A 22,791-nucleotide genomic window follows, 5' to 3' on the forward strand; every position below is an offset into this window, starting at 1 on the left:
CCCGCGGCCATCGTCTGTATTCTGGAGTCTGCCTTGCGTCTGTTTCACACCTCCGACTGGCACCTGGGGCAAAACCTCCACGGCCAGGATCGCGACTTCGAACACGCCTGTTTCCTCGACTGGCTGCTGCGTCAACTGGGCAGCGAAAAGCCCGATGTGCTGCTGATTGCCGGCGATATCTTTGACACCGTCAACCCACCGGTCAAAGCCCAGGAGCGGCTGTACGACTTCATCGTCAGCGCCCACGAACAAAACGCCAACCTGACCATCGTCATGATTGCCGGCAACCACGACTCCGGCTCACGCATCGAACTGCCGGCGCCGTTGATGCGGCGCTTGCGCACCCATGCCCTGGGCCGGGTGCTGTGGCTGGATGATGGACAACTGGACGTCGAGCGCCTGTTGCTGCCGTTGCCCGACGCCAAGGGTAAGGTCCGCGCCTGGTGCCTGGCGCTGCCGTTCCTGCGGCCGGCGGAAGTCACCGGCGCGCAGTTGGGGGATGATTACCTGCGCGGCATCGGCCAGGTCCATGAATGGCTGATCGCCGCTGCCAATGACAAACGCAAGAAAGGCCAGGCACTGATCGCCGTCAGCCATGCGCACATGGCCGGCGGCTCGGTATCGGAGGACTCCGAGCGCAGCCTGATCATCGGCAATGCCGAAGCGCTGCCCGCCAGCCTCTTCGGCCCGAGCATCAGCTACGTTGCCCTCGGCCACCTGCACAAGCCGCAGAAGGTCAACGGTGAAGAGCGCATCCGCTACAGCGGCTCGCCGATCCCGCTGTCGTTCTCCGAGATCGGCTATCAGCACCAGATCCTCGACGTCACCCTGGACGGCGAAACCCTGGTAAACGTCGAACCCCGGCTGATTCCCCGCGCCGTCAACCTGCAGCGCCTGGGCCCGGCGCCGCTGGCCGATATCCTCCTGCAACTGAAGGACCTGCCGGACATCGACCTGCTGGCGGACGTGCAGCGCCAGCCCTGGCTGGAGGTTCGAGTGCGCCTCGACGAGCCGCAGCCCGACTTGCGCCATCAAGTGGAGACGGCATTGCAAGGCAAAGCCGTGCGCCTGGTGCGCATTGCCGCCGAGTACGCCGGCACTGGCGGCTCCAGCGGTGTCGAGGACGGCACCGCGCTGGTCGAACTGGACCAGTTGAGCCCGCAGGAATTGTTCAGCCGTGCCTGGCAGGACACCTACGGCAACGAAGTGGACGAACAGACCCTCAAGGATTTTGCCGTGCTGTTGCAAGACGTGCAGATGGAGAGCGAGCAGCCATGAAGATCCTCGCGATTCGCCTGAAGAACCTCGCCTCCCTCGCCGGGCCGTTTGAAATCGATTTCACCGCCGAGCCGTTGGCCAGCGCCGGCCTGTTCGCCATCACCGGCCCCACCGGCGCCGGCAAGAGCACGCTGCTAGACGCCTTGTGCCTGGCGCTTTTTGGTGCGGTGCCGCGCCTGAACAACACCGGTCGTGACGCCAAGGTACCGGACGCCGACGGCGAGATCGCCACGGGCGATCCGCGCACGCTGCTACGCCGTGGCACCGGTGACGGTTATGCCGAAGTGGATTTTCGCGGTATCGACGGGCGCCGCTACCGGGCTCGCTGGGAGGCCAATCGCGCCCGGGAAAAAGCCGGCGGCAAATTGCAGGCCAGCCGCCAGAGCCTGCGCGACCTGGACAATAACCAACTGCTGGCCAGCCAGAAAGGCGAATACAAGACCCAGCTCGAAGCCGCCTTGGGCCTGAACTTCGAACAGTTCACCCGCGCGGTGCTGCTGGCCCAGAGCGAGTTCAGCGCCTTTCTCAAGGCCGACGACAACGACCGCAGCGAGTTGTTGGAAAAGCTCACCGACACGGCCCTGTATACGCGTCTGGGCCGCCGCGCCTTCGACAAGGCCAAGCAGGCCAGGGAAACCCACAAGCAGTTGCAAGACCAGGCCACCGGCGTCACGCCGCTGGCCGCCGAAGCCCGCGCCGAGCTGGACCAACGCTTCAACGACGCCCAGCAACTGCTCAAGACCCAGCAGGCACAGCTCAAGCAATTGGAACAGCAGCACACCTGGCTCAGGGACCTGCGCCAGTTGCAGGACGAACAGGCCAGCGCCGCTGAACAACTGCAACAGTCACAGGCCGATTGGGCTGCGCTGGCCGACGAGAGCCTGAAACTGACACGCCTGGAACAACTGGCGCCCCAGCGGCACCAGTTCATCCGCCAGGCGGAATTGAACCGCCAGCTGGAGCCGCTGGCAGTCAGGATCCAGCAACTGACCCAGCAGCAAGTCGAATTGCATGAGCAACAGGCCGAACTGGAGAAAGGCCTGGGCGTGGCGCAATTGGCCTTGGCCGCCGCCCGCCAGCAGAGCGCCGACAACGCACCGCTGCTACGCCAGGCATTCGATGAACAGAGCAGCCTCGCCCGCCTGGCCAGGGAAACCGGCCAAGGTGCCGAACAGTTGCAACAGGTCCAACAGGCTTGCACCGACGGCCAGCGCAGCATCGACACCCTGCTCGAACAGCAACGGCAGGTTGATGAGCGCCTGCAAAGGATCGCCGGCGAACTGGAACAAAGTACCGATCTCGCACCGCTGGGCGACGCCTGGTCCGCCTACCGCGATCGCCTGCAACAGTTGATGTTGATCGGCAACCGGCTGAACAAGGGCCAGGACGAACTCGCGCTGCTGGAACAAAGCGCCACTCGCGCCGCCGATGACCTGGCAACCCGCCGGCAAAACCTCGAAGTGCTCTACAAGGAAGCCGGGGCCGAACCGCAAGCGGTGGCGGAACAGATCCAGTTGCTCGGCAACCTGCTGCAAGACAATCGCAAACAACTGCGCGCATTCGAAGAACTGACCCGGCTTTGGGCCAGCCAGCAAGAGCTGGACAAACGCAGCGCAGAGCTGGAGCTACGCCAGCAGCAAGCCTTGCAGGAACGCGACCGGCTGGGGCGCGAAGGCGGCGAAGCCAAGGCCGAGCTGACCATTGCCGAACAGACCCTGACTGTCACCCGTGAACTGCTGGAACGCCAGCGCCTGGCTCGCAGCGAAAGCGTCGAGCAACTGCGCGAACAGTTGCAGGACAACCAGCCGTGCCCGGTCTGCGGCAGCGTCGAACACCCCTACCATCAGCCCGAAGCGCTGCTGCAAAGCCTCGGCCGATTCGATGAAAGCGAAGAGGCCAATGCGCGCAGAGCCGTCGACCTGCTCAATGAAAAAGTCATCGATCTGCGAGCGCAATACAGTGGGGTCATTGCCCAGCTTAAGGAATTCAAACAGCAACAGGAACAACTCGCCGCCCAGCAACAAGGCCTTGCGCCAAGCCTCGAAGCCCATCCGTTGTCGGAGCAGTTGCTGGCTCAGGCGCCAGACCAGCGCGACGCCTGGCTGGCCCAGCAAAACAGCCAGTTGAACCTGCGCATCAGCCAGGACGAACAACGCCAGGCCGCCCTGCTCACCCTGCAACAGGACGCCATGCGCCTGGCGCAGCAACTGCGCGAAGCGGAAACCGCCAGCCAGCAGGCGTCACTGCACCTGGGCAACCAGCAACAGGAAATGGCTCGCGACCGCCAGCGCCTGGACGAAGAGCTCGGGCATTTCAGTGCGCTGCTGCCGGCCGAAACCTTGCAGGCCCTACGCAGCGATCCCGCCGCGACGTTCATGCGACTCGACCAGCGGATCACCCAGCGTCTGGCGCAACTGGAACAGCAACGCGAAGAACTCGGCGAACAACTTCAACGCCAGCAAGCCCTGGAGAAAGAGCAGGACCGCCAGCAGACCCGCGTGCAGCAACTCGAAGCGGCGCAGCAGCAATTCAACGCACTGAATGAACAACAGCAGACCTGCCAGCAAAAGCTCACGCAACTGCTGGGCGAACATTCCAGTGCCGAACAATGGCAGCAACAACTCGACCAGGCCCTGGAACAGGCCCGCCATGCCGAGGCAGCGGCCGGTCAGCAGCTACAGGAGTTGCGCAACACCCTCGTGCAACTGGCTGCCGAGCTCCAGGCCCGGCATGAGCAGGCCCAGTCGCTTGAGGCCGAACAGCAGACGCTCGCCGCCGGCATCGCCCAATGGCGCGCTTCTCATCCGGAACTCGACGACGCCGCGCTCGATGCCCTCCTCGGCCTCGACGAGCAACAGGTCAGTCAACTGCGGCAACGCCTGCTCACCAGCGAAAAAGCCATCGAGCAGGCCCGCGTCCTGCTCACCGAACGCGAGCAGCGCCTGCACAACCACCAGGCCCAACACAACGGCAATCTGCCGCCTGAAAAATTGACCCAAGCCTTGGCGGTGCTGCAGGAGCAGTTTGCCGCCAGCGAACAACGCTGCGCCGAGTTGCGCGCCGAACAGGCTGAAGACCAACGTCGGCAGAATGCCAACCAGGCCCTGGCCCGACAGATCGAGCAGGCCTATGCCGAATACCAGCGCTGGGCGCGCCTCGACGCCTTGATTGGCTCGGCCACCGGCGACCGCTTCCGTAAACTGGCCCAGGCGTACAACCTTGACTTGCTGGTCCACCATGCCAACGCCCAGTTGCGCCAACTGGTTCGCCGTTACCGGCTCAAGCGCGGCGGCAGCATGCTTGGCCTGCTGGTAATGGACACGGAAATGGGTGATGAACTGCGCTCGGTGCATTCGTTGTCCGGCGGCGAGACCTTCCTGGTCTCCCTTGCCCTGGCGCTGGGCCTGGCTTCGATGGCGTCCAGCACGCTGAGAATCGAATCGTTGTTCATCGACGAAGGCTTCGGCAGCCTCGACCCCGAATCGCTGCAACTGGCGATGGACGCCCTAGACGGCTTGCAGGCCCAGGGCCGCAAGGTCGCGGTCATCTCCCATGTGCAGGAAATGCATGAGCGGATCCCGGTGCAGATCCAGGTCCGTCGCCAGGGCAATGGGCTTAGCACGCTGGAGGTGAAATGAGCCGTGCCACGCTGTACTCCTTCCGCCGCTGCCCCTATGCCATGCGTGCACGCATGGCGTTGGGTTACAGCGCGGTCGAACTGACGATCGTCGAAGTCAGCCTGAAGGCCAAGCCCGCCGAGATGCTAACGCTGTCGAGCAAAGGCACGGTGCCGGTGCTGCAAGTCGATGGCCGGGTGATCGATGAAAGCCTGGAGATCATCAGCTGGGCCTTGGCCCAACACGATCCGCAGGACTGGCAGCTACGGGACGATGCCAAGGCCCAGGCGTTGACGGCAGCGTTGATCGAGGAAAACGACCAGGTATTCAAGCTTCACCTGAACCGCTACAAATACCCGGAGCGACATCCCGAATACACGCAGGAACACTACCGCAGCGAAGGCGAAGTTTTTCTGCGCAAACTGGAAGGACTGCTTGAAACCCGTCCGTTCCTGGCGGCGGAGCATCAGAGCCTGGCCGACGTGGCGGTGATGCCCTTCATACGCCAGTTCGCCCATGTCGATCGCGACTGGTTTGCCCAGGCGCCCTATCCGCGATTGCAAGGTTGGTTGCAGAAATTCCTGGATTCCGAGCTGTTCGTAGCGATCATGGCCAAGTGAGCTGCATCGCCGTCGTGGCGAGGGAGCTTGCTCCCGCTGGCCTGCGCAGCAGGCCCATTCGGTCTACACCCAAGGCGTCTGCTGCGCAGCCGAGCGGGAGCAAGCTCCCTCGCCACAAAAGCCCGTAGATCCCTTCAAGCGGCGACGCTGCACATGCGCACCACCGCGCAATCAACCTGAAACGGCCCAAACTCAGCCACCCTCGGTGCCGACGGCGGATTACCCACCAACACCCCCAATGCCCTGGCGGTGAGGATGTTATGGGCGATGTTGTGGTTGCACTCGATCGTCCGCGCCAACGACCCCGCCGACGCCTGCCCCAATCCAAGCAACGAAAACCCGTTGGTGATAAACGCCAGGAAGGCAATCACCCAGAACTTGCATCTGCTCATGCGCCGACAGCCCCTTTGCCTGCGCCGCGTTCGGCGGCGACGGTGGAAACCGACGCATGCAGCGATGCATCAACGAAGCCTTGGTATTGGGCGCCGACGCTGACTACCAGCACCAATGCGACGTAAAGGCCGATGGCTATGTAGGCGCCGTGCCTGGCGGAAGAAAGGATTGCGCGGGCCATGGGGTTCTCCGTGGGCATGTTTCGATGCCCACAGAATCAATCAAATAAACCGTGATGAATAGCGACGATTATGCATAGTCACCATCAGATTTATTGATTGATGAAGCCCTGAAATCAGTCGTTGACCAAGCTCAACAATCGCTCGCGAGCCACTTCCAGCTCTCCGGGAATTGGCTGGGCCGCCGAGACAATCGGAGTGGAGTAGAGAAACAGCAGCATCACTGCCAGACGCATCGCCATGGTGTCGATCCTTATTGGTAAGGAGTCAATTAACTAGCGTCAAATTTAAACACATGGCCATGTGATATCACAACGGGATTTTCTGCCCACGCACGAAGCCTGCGATCTTTTCTCTCCGCTGGCATCCAGCAGGAAATGAAAAGATCGCAGGCTTCAGGGGTCAACGTGATTCAATGTTGGGTCTTGTGATCCAGTGCGGCGTAGAAGTTGGCGCTCTGTTGCAGGTATTTCTCGGTGTAGCTTTGGGTGCGGTTTTTCTTGTCGCTGATTTCGATGCTGGCACTGGCTGGCAATGCCACGGTAGCAGAGATAGCGGAAGCGGCAATAACGGAGAAGAGATTCAGATTCATGGCGGTAGTCCTCGGATTCAGTTTGCTGATTTGCCCGGTGGGGCCGTGAAGCAAACTTACGCGCCGAGGCGCCTCGTCTTGAAATGCTTTGTAATACTAGCGACTATCAGTCTCTTTGATACAACGGCGAAGGCCCCGTGAATCGGGGCCTCCAGCTTACTGACGAACCATGAATTTCAAGTCGCTCGGCGCATCCATCGCCAGCTTCTGGACGGTTTTACCCAGCAGGCCGGTCTTCGGATCACGCTCGATGATGACGATCTGGTTGCTCTTCTGGTTGGCCACCAGGACAAATTTTTCACTCGGGTCGAGGCTGAATTCCCGAGGGTGGTCGCCCTCGACAGAGCGCCGCTGAAGCTCTTTCAGCGTGCCAGCCGCCGGGTCGATGGCAAACACCACCAGTTCGTTGGTGGTGCCCCGATTACTGACGTACAGGAACTTGCCGAACCTGGACGCATGCAGCGCTGCCGCCGCTTTACCCGGCTGGGGCTTGCCGACGGCGAGGTCGACCAGTTGACGCTGGGTAAGGCGACCATCCTGGTAATCGAACACCGCAACCTGGGCGGTCATCTCCATGGTCAGCCAGGCGTGCTTGCCATCGTTGCTGAACAGCAGGTGACGCGGCCCGCTGCCCGGCGGCAACTGCACGAATGCCGGATCGGCAGGCGTTAGCGGCAGCTCGGGGTTGGCTTTCGGGTCGTAGCGATAGACGAATACCTTGTCCGCCCCCAGGTCGTTGGCAAACACATACTTGCCGTCCGGCGAAGGCACCGCCGAATGCACGTGCCCCGACTTTTGCCGCTCAGGGTTGACCCGACTCGGCTGATGGCTGCCCGACTGCACCACCGGCGCCAGCTTGCCATCCGCCCCCACCGGCAGCACGACCAAGGTGCCGCCCGGGTTTTCCAGAACGGAGTAATTACTCACCAGCAGATGCTGGCCGTCATGGCTCAGGCTGGAATGAGTCGGCTCGTTGCCCAGGGACTGGACCTGATTGATCAGGCTCAGTTCATGGGTCTTGGGGTTAACGGCGTAACTGCTGACCTTGCCCACCGGGTCTTTCTGGCCCGGGCCGTTTTCGTTGACCACGAACAGCCGGCTCAGGTCCTTGGAAAGGGTCAACCAGGACGGGTTGTCCGTCTTGATCACCTGCAGTGGCTTGGCGTCGAGCTGGCCGGTCCGGCTGTCGAACTGCATGCGGTAGATGCCCTGGCTCTGGTCCGCCGTGTAGGAGCCCACCAGCAATTGATAGTGCTCGGTGGTTTCTGCCTGGACGCCCATGGCGCCCACGCTGCCGGCCATCAGCAATGGCCAGAAACTACGCATCTTCATGCTCGGAGTCCTCGTCGTCGTGGCCGCTGGTCGCCTCCACGCATTCCAGATGGTGATCGCCCGAATCACTGGTGATCACCCAATGTTTCGAGGCTGTGTCGAAAGTCGCGGCCTGCATCTGTGCCGGCGTGAAGCGCCAATGCTCGAGGGTGCGGCCGTTCATGCATTCGACGTGCAGTTGGTCCTGCTCGTCGAGGGAAAAATCGAAAGCGTGCAGCCCGTCGATGATCAGCATGTCGCAGTGTTCGAGGGCTTGCAGCAGAGTGTCGGTCGGGGCAGTCATGGCGATCAGTCAGTCATTGGGAAAGGCGGCATGATAACCCAATGTCAGAGTGGGGCTTGGGCCATAAGGTTCGAAAGCGGTGCTGGCCGACCTATCGCTTTCGCGAGCAGGCTCGCTCCCACAAAGAATTCATACCCACCAGAAATCCCCTGTGGGAGCGAGCCTGCTCGCGAAAGGCCGGCGCATTCAACATGAATGCAACGGCCTGTTCAGCTCCTCAGAGCGCCTCGCGCCCCGGCACGCCATCTACCAGCCGCAGGATCCCCAGCGGGTTGGCATTCTTCAACGGCTCTGGCAACAGGCTGTCGGGGTAGTTCTGGAAGCACACCGGACGCAGGAACCGATCGATCGCCAGCGTGCCGACCGAAGTGCCACGCGCATCGGACGTCGCCGGGTAAGGCCCGCCATGGACCATCGAATCGCAGACCTCCACACCGGTTGGATAACCGTTGAGCAAGATGCGGCCGACCTTCTGCTCCAGCAGCGGCGTCAGTTCGCCGAACCGTTCGAAGTCTGCCGGTTCGCCAATGATCGTGGCGGTGAGCTGGCCGTGCAGGCCATGCAGCGCAGCGCTCAATTGCGCCTGGTCCGCCACTTCGACAAACACCGTGGTCGGGCCGAAGACTTCTTCCTGCAACGCCTCGTCACCGTTGATCAACAGGCTGGCGTCAGCCTTGAACAATTGCGGTTGCGCCTGGTTGCCTTGCTGCTCGCGACCGGCCAGGTGTTCGATGCCTGGGTGGGCCAGCAATTTTTGCAGGCCTTTGCCATAGCTTTGCAGCGTGCCGGCATTGAGCATGGTTTGCGGCGCCTGGTCGCCGATCAGCGCAGCCACCTGCTGGGTGAAGGCAGTGAACTCAGGTGAGCGGAGACCGATCACCAGGCCAGGGTTGGTGCAGAACTGACCGCAGCCTTGCACCACCGAGGCGGTCAGGTCGCGAGCAACACTTTCGGCGCGCGCTTGCAACGCTTGCGGGAGGACGATCACCGGGTTGATGCTCGACATCTCGGCGAAGACCGGGATCGGCTGCGGCCGCGCGGCCGCCATGTCGCACAGGGCACGCCCGCCTTTCAGGGAACCGGTGAAGCCGACGGCCTGGATCGCCGGATGCTTGACCAGCCACTCGCCGACGCCACCGCCGTAGATCATGTTGAACACACCGGCCGGCATCGAAGTCTTTTCAGCCGCGCGAATGATCGCATCGGCCACATGCTCGGCGGTGGCCATGTGGCCACTGTGGGCCTTGAATACCACCGGGCAACCGGCGGCCAGCGCGGCAGCGGTGTCACCGCCAGCGGTGGAGAATGCCAAAGGGAAATTGCTGGCGCCAAACACGGCCACCGGACCGAGACCAATGCGGTACTGGCGCAGGTCCGGGCGCGGCAGCGGCGTACGCTCCGGCAAGGCCCGGTCGATGCGCGCGCCGTAGAAATCGCCACGGCGCAAGACCTTGGCGAACAGGCGCATCTGCCCGCTGGTGCGGCCGCGCTCGCCCTGGATCCGTGCGGCCGGCAATGCGGTTTCGCGGCAGACCACGGCGACGAACTCATCACCCAAGGCGTCCAGCTCATCGGCGATGGCATCGAGAAATTCGGCCCGGCGCGCCGCGCTCAGGCTGCGGTAGGTTGGATAAGCCGCCGCGGCGGCCTTGGCGGCGGCGTCGACTTCTTCCGCCGTGGCCTGGACGAAATCATGCGGCAAGGCCTCGCCGGTGCTGGCGTCGAAACTTTGCAGGCGAGTCTGGCCGGCCGCGCTGCGGGCGCCGCCGATGTAGTTGTGGCCAAGGATCTGGTTCATCGCAAGTCTCCTTTTAAAGTGTGCCGATAGTACCTGGGTTGAACACCGCGTCTACCGGGGCAATGCCGTTGATCAGCGGTGCGCCGAATTCGGCCTGGCTGATTTCGAACACGTCCCCCGGCTGGGTGCGGATGCCGTCGGCGAACGACAGCGTCGCGGTGCCGAAGAAGTGAACGTGCACGTCCCCGGGGCGCAGGAACTGACTGTACTTGAAATGGTGGAACTCGAGGTTCTCGAGGCTGTGGCACATGTTCGCCTCGCCGCTGAGGAATTCGTTCTGCCACAGCACTTCGCCGTTGCGCAGGATACGACTGGTCCCGGACAGATGTTGAGGCAGTTCGCCCACGCGAAGTTCCGGGCCGAAGCTGCAACTGCGCAGTTTCGAATGGGCCAGGTACAGATAATTCTTGCGTTCCATGACGTGATCGGAAAATTCGTTGCCCACCGCGAAGCCGAGCCGATATGGCTTGCCGTCGTGACCGATGACATACAGGCCGCTGATTTCCGGCTCCTCGCCAGCGTCTTCGGCAAAGGGCGGCAGCGGGAACGGATGGCCAGGACGGACGACGATGCTGCCGTCGCCCTTGTAGAACCATTCCGGCTGAACGCCAGCCTGCCCGGCGGCGGGTTTGCCGCCCTCCACGCCCCATTTGAAGATGCGCATGGTGTCGGTCATGGCGCTCTCGTCGCCAGCCTGTTGGTGCATCTTGTCCCGGGCCGAGGCGCTGCCCAGGTGAGTCAGGCCGGTACCGCTGACCAGCAGGTGCGCCGGGTCCGGGTGATCCAGCGGCGGCAGGATGCGCAATTCGCTCAGCAGTTGCGCATAGTCATGGCTCGCTCCCAGGCCCAGGCCGTCGACCTGTTGCTCAAGCTTGACGCCCGCCTCGATGGCGGCCAGCGCCAGGTCGCGCACCGTCGTGGCGCCCTGCACTTCGCGCACCTGCTCGCCGTCAACTACACCGACGCGGCGTTCGCCGTTACTCAATTCGAACTGAACTAAACGCATGGGTTTCTCCCTGTAAACAAAACTTGAATATGAACGCCGAATCGCTTTGCAGGCTTTTTGTGGCGAGGGAGCTTGCTCCCGCTGGGGGGCGAAGCCCCCCTACTTTCAAGCGCCGAATTCATTCAGGCAAAACACATCGCCCCTATTGCGACTGCTGCGCAGTCGAGCGGGAGCAAGCTCCCTCGCCACAAAAGCTGCAATAAATCAGCTACGCGTCGCCCCGCGGGCGCTTGCCGCGAACTGGTCAGCCGGTAACACGTGCTTGCGTTCGAGCAAGCGATAGACCACCCCGGTCAATACCAGCCCGAACACCATCACGCACGACAGGAAGTACAGCCCGGACGCCAGGTTACCGGTGTATTCCTTCAAGGCGCCGATCACGAACGGGCCGATGTAGCCGCCCAGGTTGCCTACCGAGTTGATCAAGGCAATGCCCGCCGCCGCGCTGGCACCGGCGAAGAACCGTCCCGGCAAGGTCCAGAACACCGCCGTGCAGGAAAACAGTGCAAACGCCACCAGGCACAACGCCGCCAGTTGCAGCACCGGCACGGTCAACCAGGCACTGAGGAACAGACCGATGGCGCCCAACACATACAGCACGGCCAGGTGACCGTAGCGGTCGTTCAGGCGGTCGGAGCTGCGAGGAATGATCAGCAGGCCAATGATGCCGAAGATATACGGCACGGAAGAGACAAAGCCGGTCACCAGGTCACTGCCGCCGAACTGCTTGATCAGCGTCGGCAGCCACAGCCCCAGGCCGTAGATACTCAGGGTCACCGGCAGGTAGAACAGCGCCAACAGCAGGACGCGCTTGTCCTTGAGCGCATGCAGCGGGTTGCCATGACGGGTCTGGCCGTATTCTTCCAGGTCCTTTTTCAGCTCACCGGTCAACCAGTCCTTCTCGGATTGGTCCATCCATTTGACCTGTTGCGGGCCGTCCGGCAGATAACGCAGCACCGGCCAGGTCAACAGCACCGCCGGCAGGCCGATGACGATGAACAACCACTGCCAGCCGTGCAAGCCGAGGATGCCGTCCATGCCCAGCAAGCCACCGGAAACGGGGCCGGTGATCATCATCGCAATGGGCTGGGAAAGAATGAACAGCCCGAGGATCTTGCCGCGATGGCGCACCGGGAACCACTGGGTGATGTAATACAGCACGCCCGGAAAGAACCCGGCTTCGGCCGCGCCCAGCAGAAAGCGCATCACGTAGAAACTATAGGGCCCCTGCACAAAAGCCATGCCGATGGTGATTGCGCCCCAGGTGATCATGATCCGGGCAAACCAGCGCCGCGCACCGAAGCGCTCCAGCATCAGGTTGCTGGGAATCTCCAGGAGGAAATAACCGATGAAGAACAGGCCCGCGCCGAGGCCGTAGGCGGCGTCGCCGATGCCGATGTCCGCGCCCATGTGCAGCTTGGCAAAGCCCACGGCGGAGCGATCCACGTACGCGATCAGGTAAAGCAGGATCAGGAAAGGAATCAGTTTGAGTGTGATGCGACGTATAAGCCGCAATTCCTGGCTCATGGGACCGGTCTCCGATTGTTGTTGTTATAGAACCTCGGGGGATTTCTCTCGCGACTGACCGCCAGGACAACCCCTCCGTTAAATCGGACTATATAGTAATACTATTTACCCAACAACACTTCCAAACGGCGTAAATTGCGCTTATGTTACGCTTCAGCTCGAACAATATAGTCATACAATAAGAGAATCGATCATGTCTGATAAGAAACCCTCCCTGCGCTCGGCCCAATGGTTTGGCACCGCCGACAAAAACGGCTTCATGTACCGCAGCTGGATGAAAAATCAGGGCATCGCCGACCACCAGTTCCATGGCAAGCCGATCATCGGTATCTGCAACACCTGGTCGGAGCTGACACCGTGCAACGCGCATTTCCGGCAGATCGCCGAGCACGTCAAGCGCGGCGTGATCGAGGCCGGGGGCTTTCCGGTGGAATTCCCGGTGTTCTCCAACGGCGAATCGAACCTGCGCCCCACCGCCATGCTGACCCGCAACCTGGCGAGCATGGACGTGGAAGAGGCGATTCGCGGCAACCCGATTGATGGCGTGGTATTGCTCACCGGTTGCGACAAGACCACTCCGGCCCTGCTGATGGGCGCCGCCAGTTGCGACGTGCCGGCCATCGTCGTCACCGGCGGGCCGATGCTCAACGGCAAGCACAAGGGCCAGGACATCGGCTCGGGCACCGTGGTCTGGCAGCTGAGCGAACAGGTCAAGGCCGGAACGATTACCATCGATGACTTCCTCGCGGCCGAGGGCGGCATGTCCCGCTCGGCCGGTACCTGCAACACCATGGGCACGGCGTCGACCATGGCCTGCATGGCCGAGGCGCTTGGCACTTCGCTGCCGCATAACGCGGCGATCCCGGCGGTGGATGCGCGCCGTTATGTGTTGGCGCACATGTCCGGCATGCGCGCCGTGGAAATGGTCCGCGAAGACCTGAAGCTGTCGAAGATCCTGACCAAGGAAGCTTTCGAAAACGCCATCCGCGTCAACGCCGCCATCGGCGGTTCGACCAACGCGGTGATTCACCTCAAGGCCATCGCCGGGCGCATCGGCGTGCAACTGGACCTGGACGACTGGACCCGCATCGGTCGCGGCATGCCGACCATCGTCGACCTGCAACCGTCCGGACGCTTCCTGATGGAAGAGTTCTACTACGCCGGCGGCCTGCCTGCCGTGCTGCGTCGCCTCGGCGAAGCCAATCTGATCCCCCACCCGAACGCACGGACGGTGAACGGCAAGAGCCTCGGCGAAAACACCAAGGACGCGCCGATCTACGGCCAGGACGAAGTCATTCGCACCCTGGACAACCCGATCCGCGCCGACGGCGGCATCTGCGTACTGCGCGGCAACCTGGCGCCATTGGGCGCAGTGCTCAAGCCGTCCGCGGCCACCGCCGAACTGATGCAGCATCGCGGTCGCGCGGTGGTGTTCGAGAACTTCGACGAGTACAAGGCGCGGATCAACGATCCGGAGCTCGACGTGGATGCCGACTCGATCCTGGTCATGAAGAACTGCGGGCCGAAGGGTTATCCGGGCATGGCCGAAGTCGGCAACATGGGCTTGCCAGCCAAACTGCTGGCCCAGGGCGTGACGGACATGGTGCGTATTTCCGACGCACGCATGAGCGGCACCGCCTACGGCACCGTGGTGCTGCATGTGGCACCGGAAGCGGCGGCCGGCGGGCCTTTGGCCGCAGTGAAAGAAGGTGACTGGATCGAACTCGATTGCGCCAGCGGCCGCCTGCACCTGGACATCCCCGACGCCGAACTCGCCGCGCGCCTGGCCGACCTGGCGCCACCGCAGCAATTGCTGGTCGGTGGCTACCGCCAGCTGTACATCGACCATGTGCTGCAAGCCGACCAGGGTTGCGACTTCGACTTCCTGGTGGGCTGCCGCGGCGCCGAGGTGCCGCGTCACTCCCATTGACGCCCCATCCCCTGTGGGAGCGAGCCTGCTCGCGAAAGCGTTGGACCAGCGGCATTCATGTCGCCTGACCCACCGCCTTCGCGAGCAGGCTCGCTCCCACAAGAAGCCTGCACTGACCTTAAGAAATCGCACTAGCGACCCGCCCTTGCCGCGCCTGCTATCATGCGCAGCACCCCTCGCACACAGGATCGCGCCGCTCCCCATGGATTACCGCAAACCCTCCGACCGCAAGAGCATGCACGCGCGCATCGTCCAGGAACTGGGCATGCAGATCGTCTCTGGCCGCTTCAAGCCCGACGACAAACTGCCCGCCGAAGCCTTGCTGTGCGAAGAATATGCCGTCAGCCGCCCGGTGCTGCGCGAAGCCACGCGCGTGCTGGTCGCCAAGGGCCTGGTGTATTCGCGGCCGCGAGTGGGCACGGTGGTCAAGCCGCGTCGGGAATGGCACATGCTCGACCCCGATGTGCTGCACTGGCTGATGCAGAGCAGCCCGCAGAACGAGTTCTTCGGACTGCTCACCAGCGTGCGCAGCATCATCGAGCCGGCCGCTGCCGCCCTCGCCGCGCAATTCGCCACCGACGCCGACATCGCCGCCATCAGCGAAGCCTACCAGCGCATGGAAGCTGCCCCGACCCCGGAAGCCCTCCTGCAACCGGACCTGGACTTTCACAGCCGCATAGCAGACGCCACCCACAACGACCTGCTCGCCAACCTGTGCAACATGCTGTCGGTGGCCATCGCCGAAGCGCTCAAGCACTCCAACCAACGACCCAACCTGCACGAGCTGGCGATGCCACGGCACAAGGCGATCCTCACCGCCATCGAGAACCGCGATGCCCTCGGCGCCCGCCATGCCACGCTAGTGCAACTGGATGACGCCCGCAGTGCGCTGAATGTCGTGCTGGGCAGCGATCCCGCCTGATTCACCGCCGATTTTACTGAAGCCCTTCACAAACCTGCACGCCTGGCGTTCAAGGGTGCGGTACCTATGTACCGCACGCCTGGGACAGTCATGGCGATACTGCGCTAGTCGTCATCCTGACGACCATGGGTTTATGAAAAGGAACTTCACATGGCATCGCCTTCCCCGGCTGACAACGCCAACACACAGGCACAGAACGTCAGCCTGCAATTTGCCGATCGACCCACCTTCGAGCAGGTTGTACTGAGCACGTTTCAGCAGGCTATTCGAAAGGAATACCCCTGGAATGCGCTCAACCTGTCCAAGGTGCTGTTGGCAACTCCCGACAGGGCCTCTAAAAGCTGGACGACTACCCGCCTCATGACGCTCGTCCTCGATTACCTGGCTACCGGCACGCCCATCGACTTCGAGGAGTGGAGCGAGCGTGGCTGTTTCCTTTCCGAAACGATGCCGCACCGTCTCAAGCTGGACGCGCAGGACATGCTCACGCTGAAAAAGCTGCTACTTGAACTGCCTTGGACAGTACCGATCGGATTCGAGGATGCGCTGGTCCGCTACTGGAATGCCGACATTGATCCCCATCAAGGCTCCAGCCGCTGGAACTGGCTCAGCGGTGCACTGCGAAACCTGTTGCAGACCCGTGGCTTGCAGCAACCAGGGCTCAGCGCCCCGGCACGTGAGATGCTCGACCAGATCACCCGCCGGCCTGTCAGCAAGCAACACTTGCGCGCTAACGGTCAGGCCAGCGTCTACGCCTACAGCCTGGAAAGCACGCTCGTTAAAGACGCTTCCCGTTCGGTCATATACGGTAGCGAGATTCTACTGACCCGCACCACCGAAGGTGGGACCCTCCTGCTGCTATGCAGCCCTGGCAGCGCCGTCAAACCCTTTGAATCGCTGGAAGACTTTCACCGTCACTGGAGTGAACTCATCGCCAGCCGGTACCTTGTCGACACCGTCACTTGCACACGCACCGAGATCGTTGGCAACGTGTTCGAGACCCAGGCAGCACTGATCCTGGAGCAACAGCTGGCCGACCTCCGGGCGGTGGAATTGCCTTCCCGCGTCGGCTCACAGCACCTGCGTGCGCTGTACCACGAACTGAGCGACCCGGCCCGCTACCTGCTTGACACCCCATACCCCTCTCCTCAGATGTCGAAGCTCATTGCACCGCTGGTGCCCGAATGGTTGAAGGAAGCGTCCGTTGTCGATCAGACCAGACACCAGCATTACTGCCTGGCGTTGGCCTGCGCCAAGAAACGCAGTCCAGGCCAAACCTTCCTCAGCGATATCGAGAATATCCACTCCTTCACGTCCCAAGCCCTGCTTGAGCGCATGGGTCGAACAAACGATAGCTCGTCGACCAAGGCCCAACCCTCCCGCTACAACCCCGACGACGTGCTACTGACTTTCACCGTGGCGGCGGGCCTCCCCGGTACGATCGGGATTGTCGAGAAAAAATCGATGAAACTGAGCGAACTGGCCATCCGCAATCTCGTCGCCCGCCCCAGTGGAGACCCGATCCTCAGCCATCGCCTGGGCCTGATCCTGCCCGAATGGTTGACCCCGGACTACATCACCCGCCAGGGCGGGTTGATTGAACAGGTCGACATCGGCACCGCCTACCCCCGATATCTGCAGCAAAAGCTGTTTGACGATTTGCCTACCCTGCGTCAACAGAGATTCGCCGACCAGGTCCCGGCAGAGCTGCTTCTCGAAGCGCTCAAGCAAAAGCTCGACCACCAGAACAGCATGACCCGTCAAGGCCTGGACCTTCTCGAAGCCGTCCTTCAAGCCGATGTCGAGGAACAACAGGTCGACGGTCGTCCGGTGGTGATTCGTCCCCTGGCCTTTCTGCGTAAGCCGAAGGCGCGACCTGATGTTGTGACGAATATGTTCATCATCGAACCGCAAGCCGTCGAAACGGGACCACACCTGCTGTATCGCCCGCTTCACTCGCCCTCGTTGATTGAGTTCCCGACACGCCAGGCGCTGTTGACTGCCATTGGCCTGGACGGCGAACTGCAGACCAGCGTCTTGACCTGGTTATCGGATACCGCACGTCCGGTGTACGCCAATGGAGGGTTCCTGGAGCCACATATCGTGCGCTTTCTTCCAGGCGATGAATTCGCCCCTTTCGAAAAGCCGACCCCGGCGACACTCGCAATCGGGGGTGACAACGACGAGTTGTTGCAATTCCTGCACAACGGCAAGCTGATGGAGTATCTCTACGGCAGTAACGCCCGAGCCCTGGTCGCCCAGGCCGACAGGGATTCGGTGTCCAACGCCGAGAGCCGCTGGGCTATCCTTCTCGAGGGAGGCGGGCTGCTGTTCAACACACTGTTGGTGCCTATCCTGCGCGGCCCATTGATAAGCGTCGCCTGGTTATGGAACGTGATCGCCGTCGCCGGGCAAGACATCCCGGCCATGCAGAGCGAAGATCCGACAACGCGGGAGCTCGCTACCGTCGACTTTCTCTTGAACTTCGCCATGCTCGGACATCAGGCGTTGTCCCTCGACGAGCCTGTTCGCAAGCCACTGCCCCACGAACTGGAAGACCAGGCGATGCGTGCGCCTGCGCCGCGCATCGTTCCCGAGCAATGGCCCAAGCCGGCCCTGCCAGACGTCATCGAAGGCCCCGTCTACCTGCCCGGGGAACACGCCCAAGCTGCTTTTGAGCACCTCGACTTCAGTTTCGCCAGCGCCCGTCGGCGCCTGACGCCGGAGCAACGCACCCGCCTGCAGCGCCTGACAGTGCAGCGTCCCGCAGTGATGCCCGCTGCCCTTCCCTCTGGCCCTTATACCGGCCTTTATCTGATCCATAAAAAATGGCATGTCGTGGTTGAGGGCGAGTTGTATCAAGTCGACACATGGGACAGCACCGTACAGATCGTCGACCCGCACGACCCGGCACGCAGGGGGCCGGCGCTAATATCGGACGGCCACGGCAACTGGTCCTTGGACCTGGGCCTGGGCCTGCGTGGCGGGATGCCGCCCAAGCGCGTGGACGAACAACGTCGTCTCAACGAAAAAAGAAAAGCGGAAATCGAGGCGGAAACCACGGAGTTCTTTGTAAAAATCAAAGAGCGGGGTGACAGACTGGACGTCATTGGCAACCTGCTGGAGGCCGAAGAGCTTCGCACGCCCCCTGATGAGGGGCGCATTGCGTTATTTCGCAATCGCTACTACTTGCTGCTCAAGGAAACGGCCGACGCCGGCCTGAAGTTACTGAGCAACGAACCCGAACTCATCAAGATGAATAAACCAATCACCCCCGACAACATTATCTCGATCACCGCGTCGTTGATCGAAAGTGGTCGCGTAGCCATTTCCCTCGTCCGAAAGGATATGCGAGCCCTGAGCGCCGCTCACTCTTCCTTCGTAGGGTCGTTGTCGCAAAAACTCCTGACGGCAATCGCTGATGATCCACAGGGCTATCTGAGGTTCGCCGCGCAGTTGTACGAGTTCAATACCCGCTCGATTTATTGGCTGGAGATGGAACACAGTTCGCTGGACACACTATTGAACCGGGGAATCAAGGGTCGGAAGGAGTACGATCGCCTGACCCGTGATCGCCCAGTGGCGAAAGCCGCTTCTTTGGCTACCAAAGCGTTTCAGGCGACCTTGGGCGCAATGCTGGCTTCGCGCGGCGAGAGCGAAACGAGCGAGCGCTTGCAAAGCATCAGCGGTCCGCTGATGGAACAAGTTCAATCCCACTCCACGCTATGGGCGTACGATTTTTCGGAACGGCTGGAAGTACTGGAGAGCCTGTCCGAACACTATGGCAAAGCCCTGGATGCCTTACAGATCGTAAAAACCCTTCACGCCGATGAGATGGACCTGCCTTATTTCGACAGGCTGGTGACGTTGGTCGAGGGCTTGTATCAGGAAGCCTCCCAGGAACTGGCCACGGAAATAAAACCCGAACCGAAACCGCGCGTGCGAGCGCCTAAACGCGCCGGGACACCTGCCGGGCGCCCTCGGAAACAAGTGATACGAACCCGCCACAACGGTGTACTTGTTGGCGACCTGAGACCTGCCGGAGAAACGGTATTGGTCGGAGGCGAGACCGCCGCCGGCACAACCTTGCAAATAGATGTCGTTGAACTGCGCTCCGAAAACGATAACCAGTTGCTGGGCACCTATTCTCGCCATGAAGATGCTTGGGATCTCGTTGAGGAACAGCGCCCGGCTCCTGCGCTTGAAACCCGACCAGTGCGCGAACTCAGAGGCACCGCACGAAAACTGCTCGGGCAACTGGAACAACTTCTGAAGAAGTCAAAAAGCTACAAGGATCGGTGCCGGTATCCGCAGGAAATCGAAGAGATCATGAGCAACGAGGCAAATCGCTTTCGCAAAATCGCCGAGAAGCTGGAACAAGCCGTCAAGGCATCCACAACGGCGCCCGATCCGCGAGACCAGACCTTGATCGAGGAACTGACAAAGGCCGCCACCCGCCTCGCAGCCCAGGGCGGCTACCTGCGCACCGAGCTGAGCCTGAAACTGCCGCCCACCGCCGGCAATCTCCAGTACCTGCTCGAGAAGGAACTAATACAAATTGCTCTGATCGATCGTCGCAAAGCCATGAGCGGAGTTCGCAAGGACTTCATCCAGGAATATGCAATCAACGACCGAAACGGCTTTACCCTCTGGTATGCCCATTTTCACTATGAAAAGGCCGACACCCCGAAAGCCGACTACAGCGTTGCTCACGTGAAAACCAACGAACAACGGAAGGAAAGCTACTATTCAATGCTGTCCAAAGCTGAAGGCCCCTACGCCGTCGTGAACGTGCATCGCGGCCAGATCGGCAAACCTCTGGCGCAACGCTGGTTCTTGCCCCTGGACCAATAATCGCTGAGCTATCGGCACGTTTGTCCGAAGCCGGATGCAAAAAGCCGCAACCTCAGGTTGCGGCTTTTTCGGTCCAGCGTCCGGTCAGTGAGCAAACAACGAATTGCCCTTCTGCCCCGCCAGCTTTTCCGGCTTGATCAGGAACCGCGCCAGCGCGGGCAGCAGCCACAGCGCGCCGAACATGTTCCACAACAGCATGAACGTCAGCATCAGGCCCATGTCCGCCTGGAACTTGATCGCCGAGAAGATCCAGGTGCAGACGCCGATGGCCAGGCACAAGCCGGTAAACAGCACCGCCTTGCCAGTGGATTTCAGCGTCTGGTAATACGCCTCCTGCAACGGCAACCCGGCCCGCAGGAAACTTTCCAGGCGGCTGTAGATGTAGATGCCGTAGTCCACGCCGATCCCTACGCCGAGGGCTACCACCGGCAGTGTCGCGACCTTCACGCCGATGCCCATGAACGCCATCAGCGCGTTGCCCAGCACCGAGGTCAGCACCAGTGGCAGGACGATGCACAGCGTCGCTGCCCAGGAACGGAAGGTGATCATGCACATCGTCGCCACGCAGATATACACGAGGATCAGGATGGTCAATTCCGACTCCTTGATCACCTCGTTGGTGGCCGCCTCGATCCCGGCGTTGCCGGCGGCGAGGATGAACTCCAGGCCATCGCGGTTGTGCTCCTTGGCGAAGTCCTGCACCGCCGTCACGGCGCGGTCGAGCGTCTCGGCCTTGTGGTCGTTGAGGAACACCAGCACCGGCGCCAGGGAACAGCTGTTGTTGTACAGGCCGTCGGCCCGGGCAATGGAGCTGTTCAGTACATCAGGGTTGCGCGACAGGGTTTCCCATTTCAGGTTGCCCTCGTTCATGCCCTTGATCATCTGCTTGGACACGGTCACCAGGGAAATCGCCGACTGCACGCCCTCGGTGTTCTGCATCTTCCACATCAGCTCGTCGATGGGCGCCATGGCTTCGTAGCGCGAACAGCCTTCGGCCTTGGTCTTGACCATCACCACCAGCACATCGGAGCTGGTGGAATAGTTGCTGATGATGAAGTTGTTGTCCTGGTTGTAGCGCGAGTCCGGACGCAGTTCCGGCGCGCCCTGGTCGAGGTCGCCGATCTTCAGGTTCTGGCTGTACCAGAGGCCGCCGCCAAAGGCGAGCACGGCCAGGGCAATCGATACCGGCGCGACCTTGGCGCTGGCAAAGTTCGACAGCAGGCGCCAGAACGGATGTTCGCGGGTCGCATCTTTCTTGCTGCGCTCGACCGCGCGCTTGCTGATACCGACGTAGGAAATCGCCACCGGCAGCAAGATCAGGTTGGTGAACACAATCACCGCCACGCCGATGGACGCGCCGATGGCCAGTTCGCGAATCACGCCGATGTCGATGATCAGCAAGGTGATGAAGCCGACGGCATCGGCCAGGATCGCGATCATCCCAGGCAGGAACAACTGGCGGAAGGTCCGCCGCGCCGCCGTCAAGGCGTTGTCCGCCTCGCTGGACTGCAAGGCGATGCCGTTGATTTTCTGTACGCCGTGGGAAATGCCGATGGCGAAGATCAGGAACGGCACCAGCATCGAATATGGATCCAGGCCGAAACCGGCCGCGTGCATCAGCCCCAGTTGCCAAACCACCGCCACCAGGGTGGTGCTCAATACCGCAACGGTGCTGCGCATGCAGTTGGTGAACCAGTACAGCAGGATCAGGGTGATGACGAAGGCGACGCCGAAGAACAGCACCACCATGACCAGGCCATCGATCAGGTCGCCAACTTTCTTGGCGAAGCCGACGATGTGAATCTGCACATTCGGGTTCTGCGCTTCGAACTTGTTGCGGATCTTGTCTTCAAGCTCGTGGGAAAACTTCCGATAATCGAGGGCGAGCAATTTGCCTTGGTCTTGCGGGTCGGGATAGGACTCCAGCAGCGGGATATCGATGATGCTCGATTTGAAATCGTTCGCCACCAGGCGCCCGACCTGGCCGGACTTGAGCACGTTGTTGCGCAGCAGGTCGAGGCTGTCGGCCGAACCGTTGTAACTCTGCGGGATCACCTCGCCACCGGCGAAGCCCTCCTCCGTCACTTCGGTCCAGCGCACGCTCGGGCTCCACAGCGACTTCAGGCCGGAGCGGTCGACGCCGGAGATGTAGAAGACCTCGTCGTGGATCTGGCGCAGGGTCTCCATGTACTCCTTGGAGAAAATATCCCCGTTGGTAGCTTCCACGGAAATCCGTACCGTGTTGCCCAGGTTCGCCAGGTCATTGCGGTGTTCGAGCATCTTCTCGATGAACGGATGCTCGAGGGGAATCATTTTTTCGAAACTGGTGGACGGCCGGATCAGCGTGGCCTGCCAGAACAGGAAAATGCTGACCAGCAGGCAAATGATGATCACTGCCGGGCGGTTGTTGAAAATCAGGCGCTCGAGGAACGTCGCCTTGTCTTGGTGATGACTGCTCAT

The 22,791-nt window shown here is 61.6% G+C and carries 16 protein-coding genes; 6 read left to right on the top strand and 10 right to left on the bottom strand.

Annotation, left to right across the window (positions count from 1 at the left end; translation table 11 throughout):
* The first annotated feature begins 33 nt into the window (after positions 1–33).
* Genes M1E16_RS16575 through M1E16_RS16585 form a run of 3 tightly spaced genes read left to right on the top strand, consistent with a single transcriptional unit; the run spans position 34 to position 5,515 of the window.
* Positions 34–1,278: an exonuclease SbcCD subunit D C-terminal domain-containing protein gene (locus M1E16_RS16575; RefSeq protein ID WP_458127899.1), complete on the top strand. Its 1,245-nt coding sequence runs from the start codon at positions 34–36 to the stop codon at positions 1,276–1,278.
* On the top strand, positions 1,275–4,916 hold the full coding sequence (locus tag M1E16_RS16580) for an AAA family ATPase (RefSeq protein WP_458127900.1): 3,642 nt from the start codon (positions 1,275–1,277) through the stop codon (positions 4,914–4,916). Before M1E16_RS16575 ends, M1E16_RS16580 begins: the two co-directional genes overlap by 4 nt.
* Positions 4,913–5,515, top strand: a complete 603-nt coding sequence (locus M1E16_RS16585) for a glutathione S-transferase (RefSeq protein WP_458127901.1) — start codon at positions 4,913–4,915, stop codon at positions 5,513–5,515. The genes M1E16_RS16580 and M1E16_RS16585 overlap by 4 nt, the downstream gene beginning before the upstream one ends.
* 134 nt (positions 5,516–5,649) lie before the next feature.
* Here M1E16_RS16585 and M1E16_RS16590 read toward each other — a convergent pair whose 3' ends face one another.
* The 9 genes from M1E16_RS16590 to M1E16_RS16630 form a co-directional block, all read right to left on the bottom strand.
* The gene (locus M1E16_RS16590; protein ID WP_458127902.1) at positions 5,650–5,907 is read right to left on the bottom strand and encodes a hypothetical protein; all 258 of its coding nucleotides are present in this window, start codon (positions 5,905–5,907) and stop codon (positions 5,650–5,652) included.
* Positions 5,904–6,089 (bottom strand): hypothetical protein, encoded by a 186-nt coding sequence (locus M1E16_RS16595; protein WP_434630333.1) that lies wholly within the window; start codon positions 6,087–6,089, stop codon positions 5,904–5,906. The genes M1E16_RS16590 and M1E16_RS16595 overlap by 4 nt, the downstream gene beginning before the upstream one ends.
* A 114-nt stretch (positions 6,090–6,203) precedes the next feature.
* Entirely contained in the window at positions 6,204–6,329 is a 126-nt protein-coding gene (locus M1E16_RS16600; protein ID WP_305500469.1) for a hypothetical protein, read from the bottom strand.
* Between the two features lie 170 nt (positions 6,330–6,499).
* Positions 6,500–6,679 carry a hypothetical protein gene (locus M1E16_RS16605; RefSeq protein WP_018611529.1) on the bottom strand — a complete coding sequence of 60 codons (180 nt, stop codon included), beginning with the start codon at positions 6,677–6,679 and terminating at the stop codon, positions 6,500–6,502.
* Positions 6,680–6,835: 156 nt separating this feature from the next.
* Positions 6,836–8,011, bottom strand: a complete 1,176-nt coding sequence (locus tag M1E16_RS16610; RefSeq protein WP_458127903.1) for a lactonase family protein — start codon at positions 8,009–8,011, stop codon at positions 6,836–6,838.
* Positions 7,998–8,294 carry a DUF5629 family protein gene (locus M1E16_RS16615; RefSeq protein WP_434573631.1) on the bottom strand — a complete coding sequence of 99 codons (297 nt, stop codon included), beginning with the start codon at positions 8,292–8,294 and terminating at the stop codon, positions 7,998–8,000. Before M1E16_RS16615 ends, M1E16_RS16610 begins: the two co-directional genes overlap by 14 nt.
* A 217-nt stretch (positions 8,295–8,511) precedes the next feature.
* The gene (locus M1E16_RS16620; protein ID WP_458127904.1) at positions 8,512–10,092 is read right to left on the bottom strand and encodes an aldehyde dehydrogenase (NADP(+)); all 1,581 of its coding nucleotides are present in this window, start codon (positions 10,090–10,092) and stop codon (positions 8,512–8,514) included.
* 13 nt (positions 10,093–10,105) lie between these two features.
* On the bottom strand, positions 10,106–11,098 hold the full coding sequence (araD1, locus tag M1E16_RS16625) for an AraD1 family protein (protein ID WP_434630327.1): 993 nt from the start codon (positions 11,096–11,098) through the stop codon (positions 10,106–10,108).
* A gap of 204 nt (positions 11,099–11,302) precedes the next feature.
* Positions 11,303–12,625, bottom strand: coding sequence for an MFS transporter (locus tag M1E16_RS16630; RefSeq protein WP_434573625.1), 1,323 nt, complete (start codon positions 12,623–12,625; stop codon positions 11,303–11,305).
* Between the two features lie 193 nt (positions 12,626–12,818).
* Between M1E16_RS16630 and M1E16_RS16635 the strand changes: the two genes are divergently transcribed.
* From M1E16_RS16635 to M1E16_RS16645, 3 genes are all read left to right on the top strand, one after another.
* On the top strand, positions 12,819–14,555 hold the full coding sequence (locus tag M1E16_RS16635) for an IlvD/Edd family dehydratase (RefSeq protein ID WP_458127905.1): 1,737 nt from the start codon (positions 12,819–12,821) through the stop codon (positions 14,553–14,555).
* A gap of 202 nt (positions 14,556–14,757) precedes the next feature.
* Complete coding sequence (locus M1E16_RS16640; protein WP_434573623.1) at positions 14,758–15,477, top strand: FadR/GntR family transcriptional regulator; 720 nt, start codon at positions 14,758–14,760, stop codon at positions 15,475–15,477.
* A gap of 150 nt (positions 15,478–15,627) precedes the next feature.
* Positions 15,628–20,331 carry a dermonecrotic toxin domain-containing protein gene (locus M1E16_RS16645; protein ID WP_458127906.1) on the top strand — a complete coding sequence of 1,568 codons (4,704 nt, stop codon included), beginning with the start codon at positions 15,628–15,630 and terminating at the stop codon, positions 20,329–20,331.
* An 84-nt stretch (positions 20,332–20,415) separates the two neighbouring features.
* Here the strand turns inward: M1E16_RS16645 and M1E16_RS16650 are convergent, their stop codons facing one another.
* The gene (locus M1E16_RS16650; RefSeq protein WP_434573619.1) at positions 20,416–22,791 is read right to left on the bottom strand and encodes an efflux RND transporter permease subunit; all 2,376 of its coding nucleotides are present in this window, start codon (positions 22,789–22,791) and stop codon (positions 20,416–20,418) included.

The sequence above is a fragment of the Pseudomonas sp. Z2-11 genome (assembly GCF_054161305.1).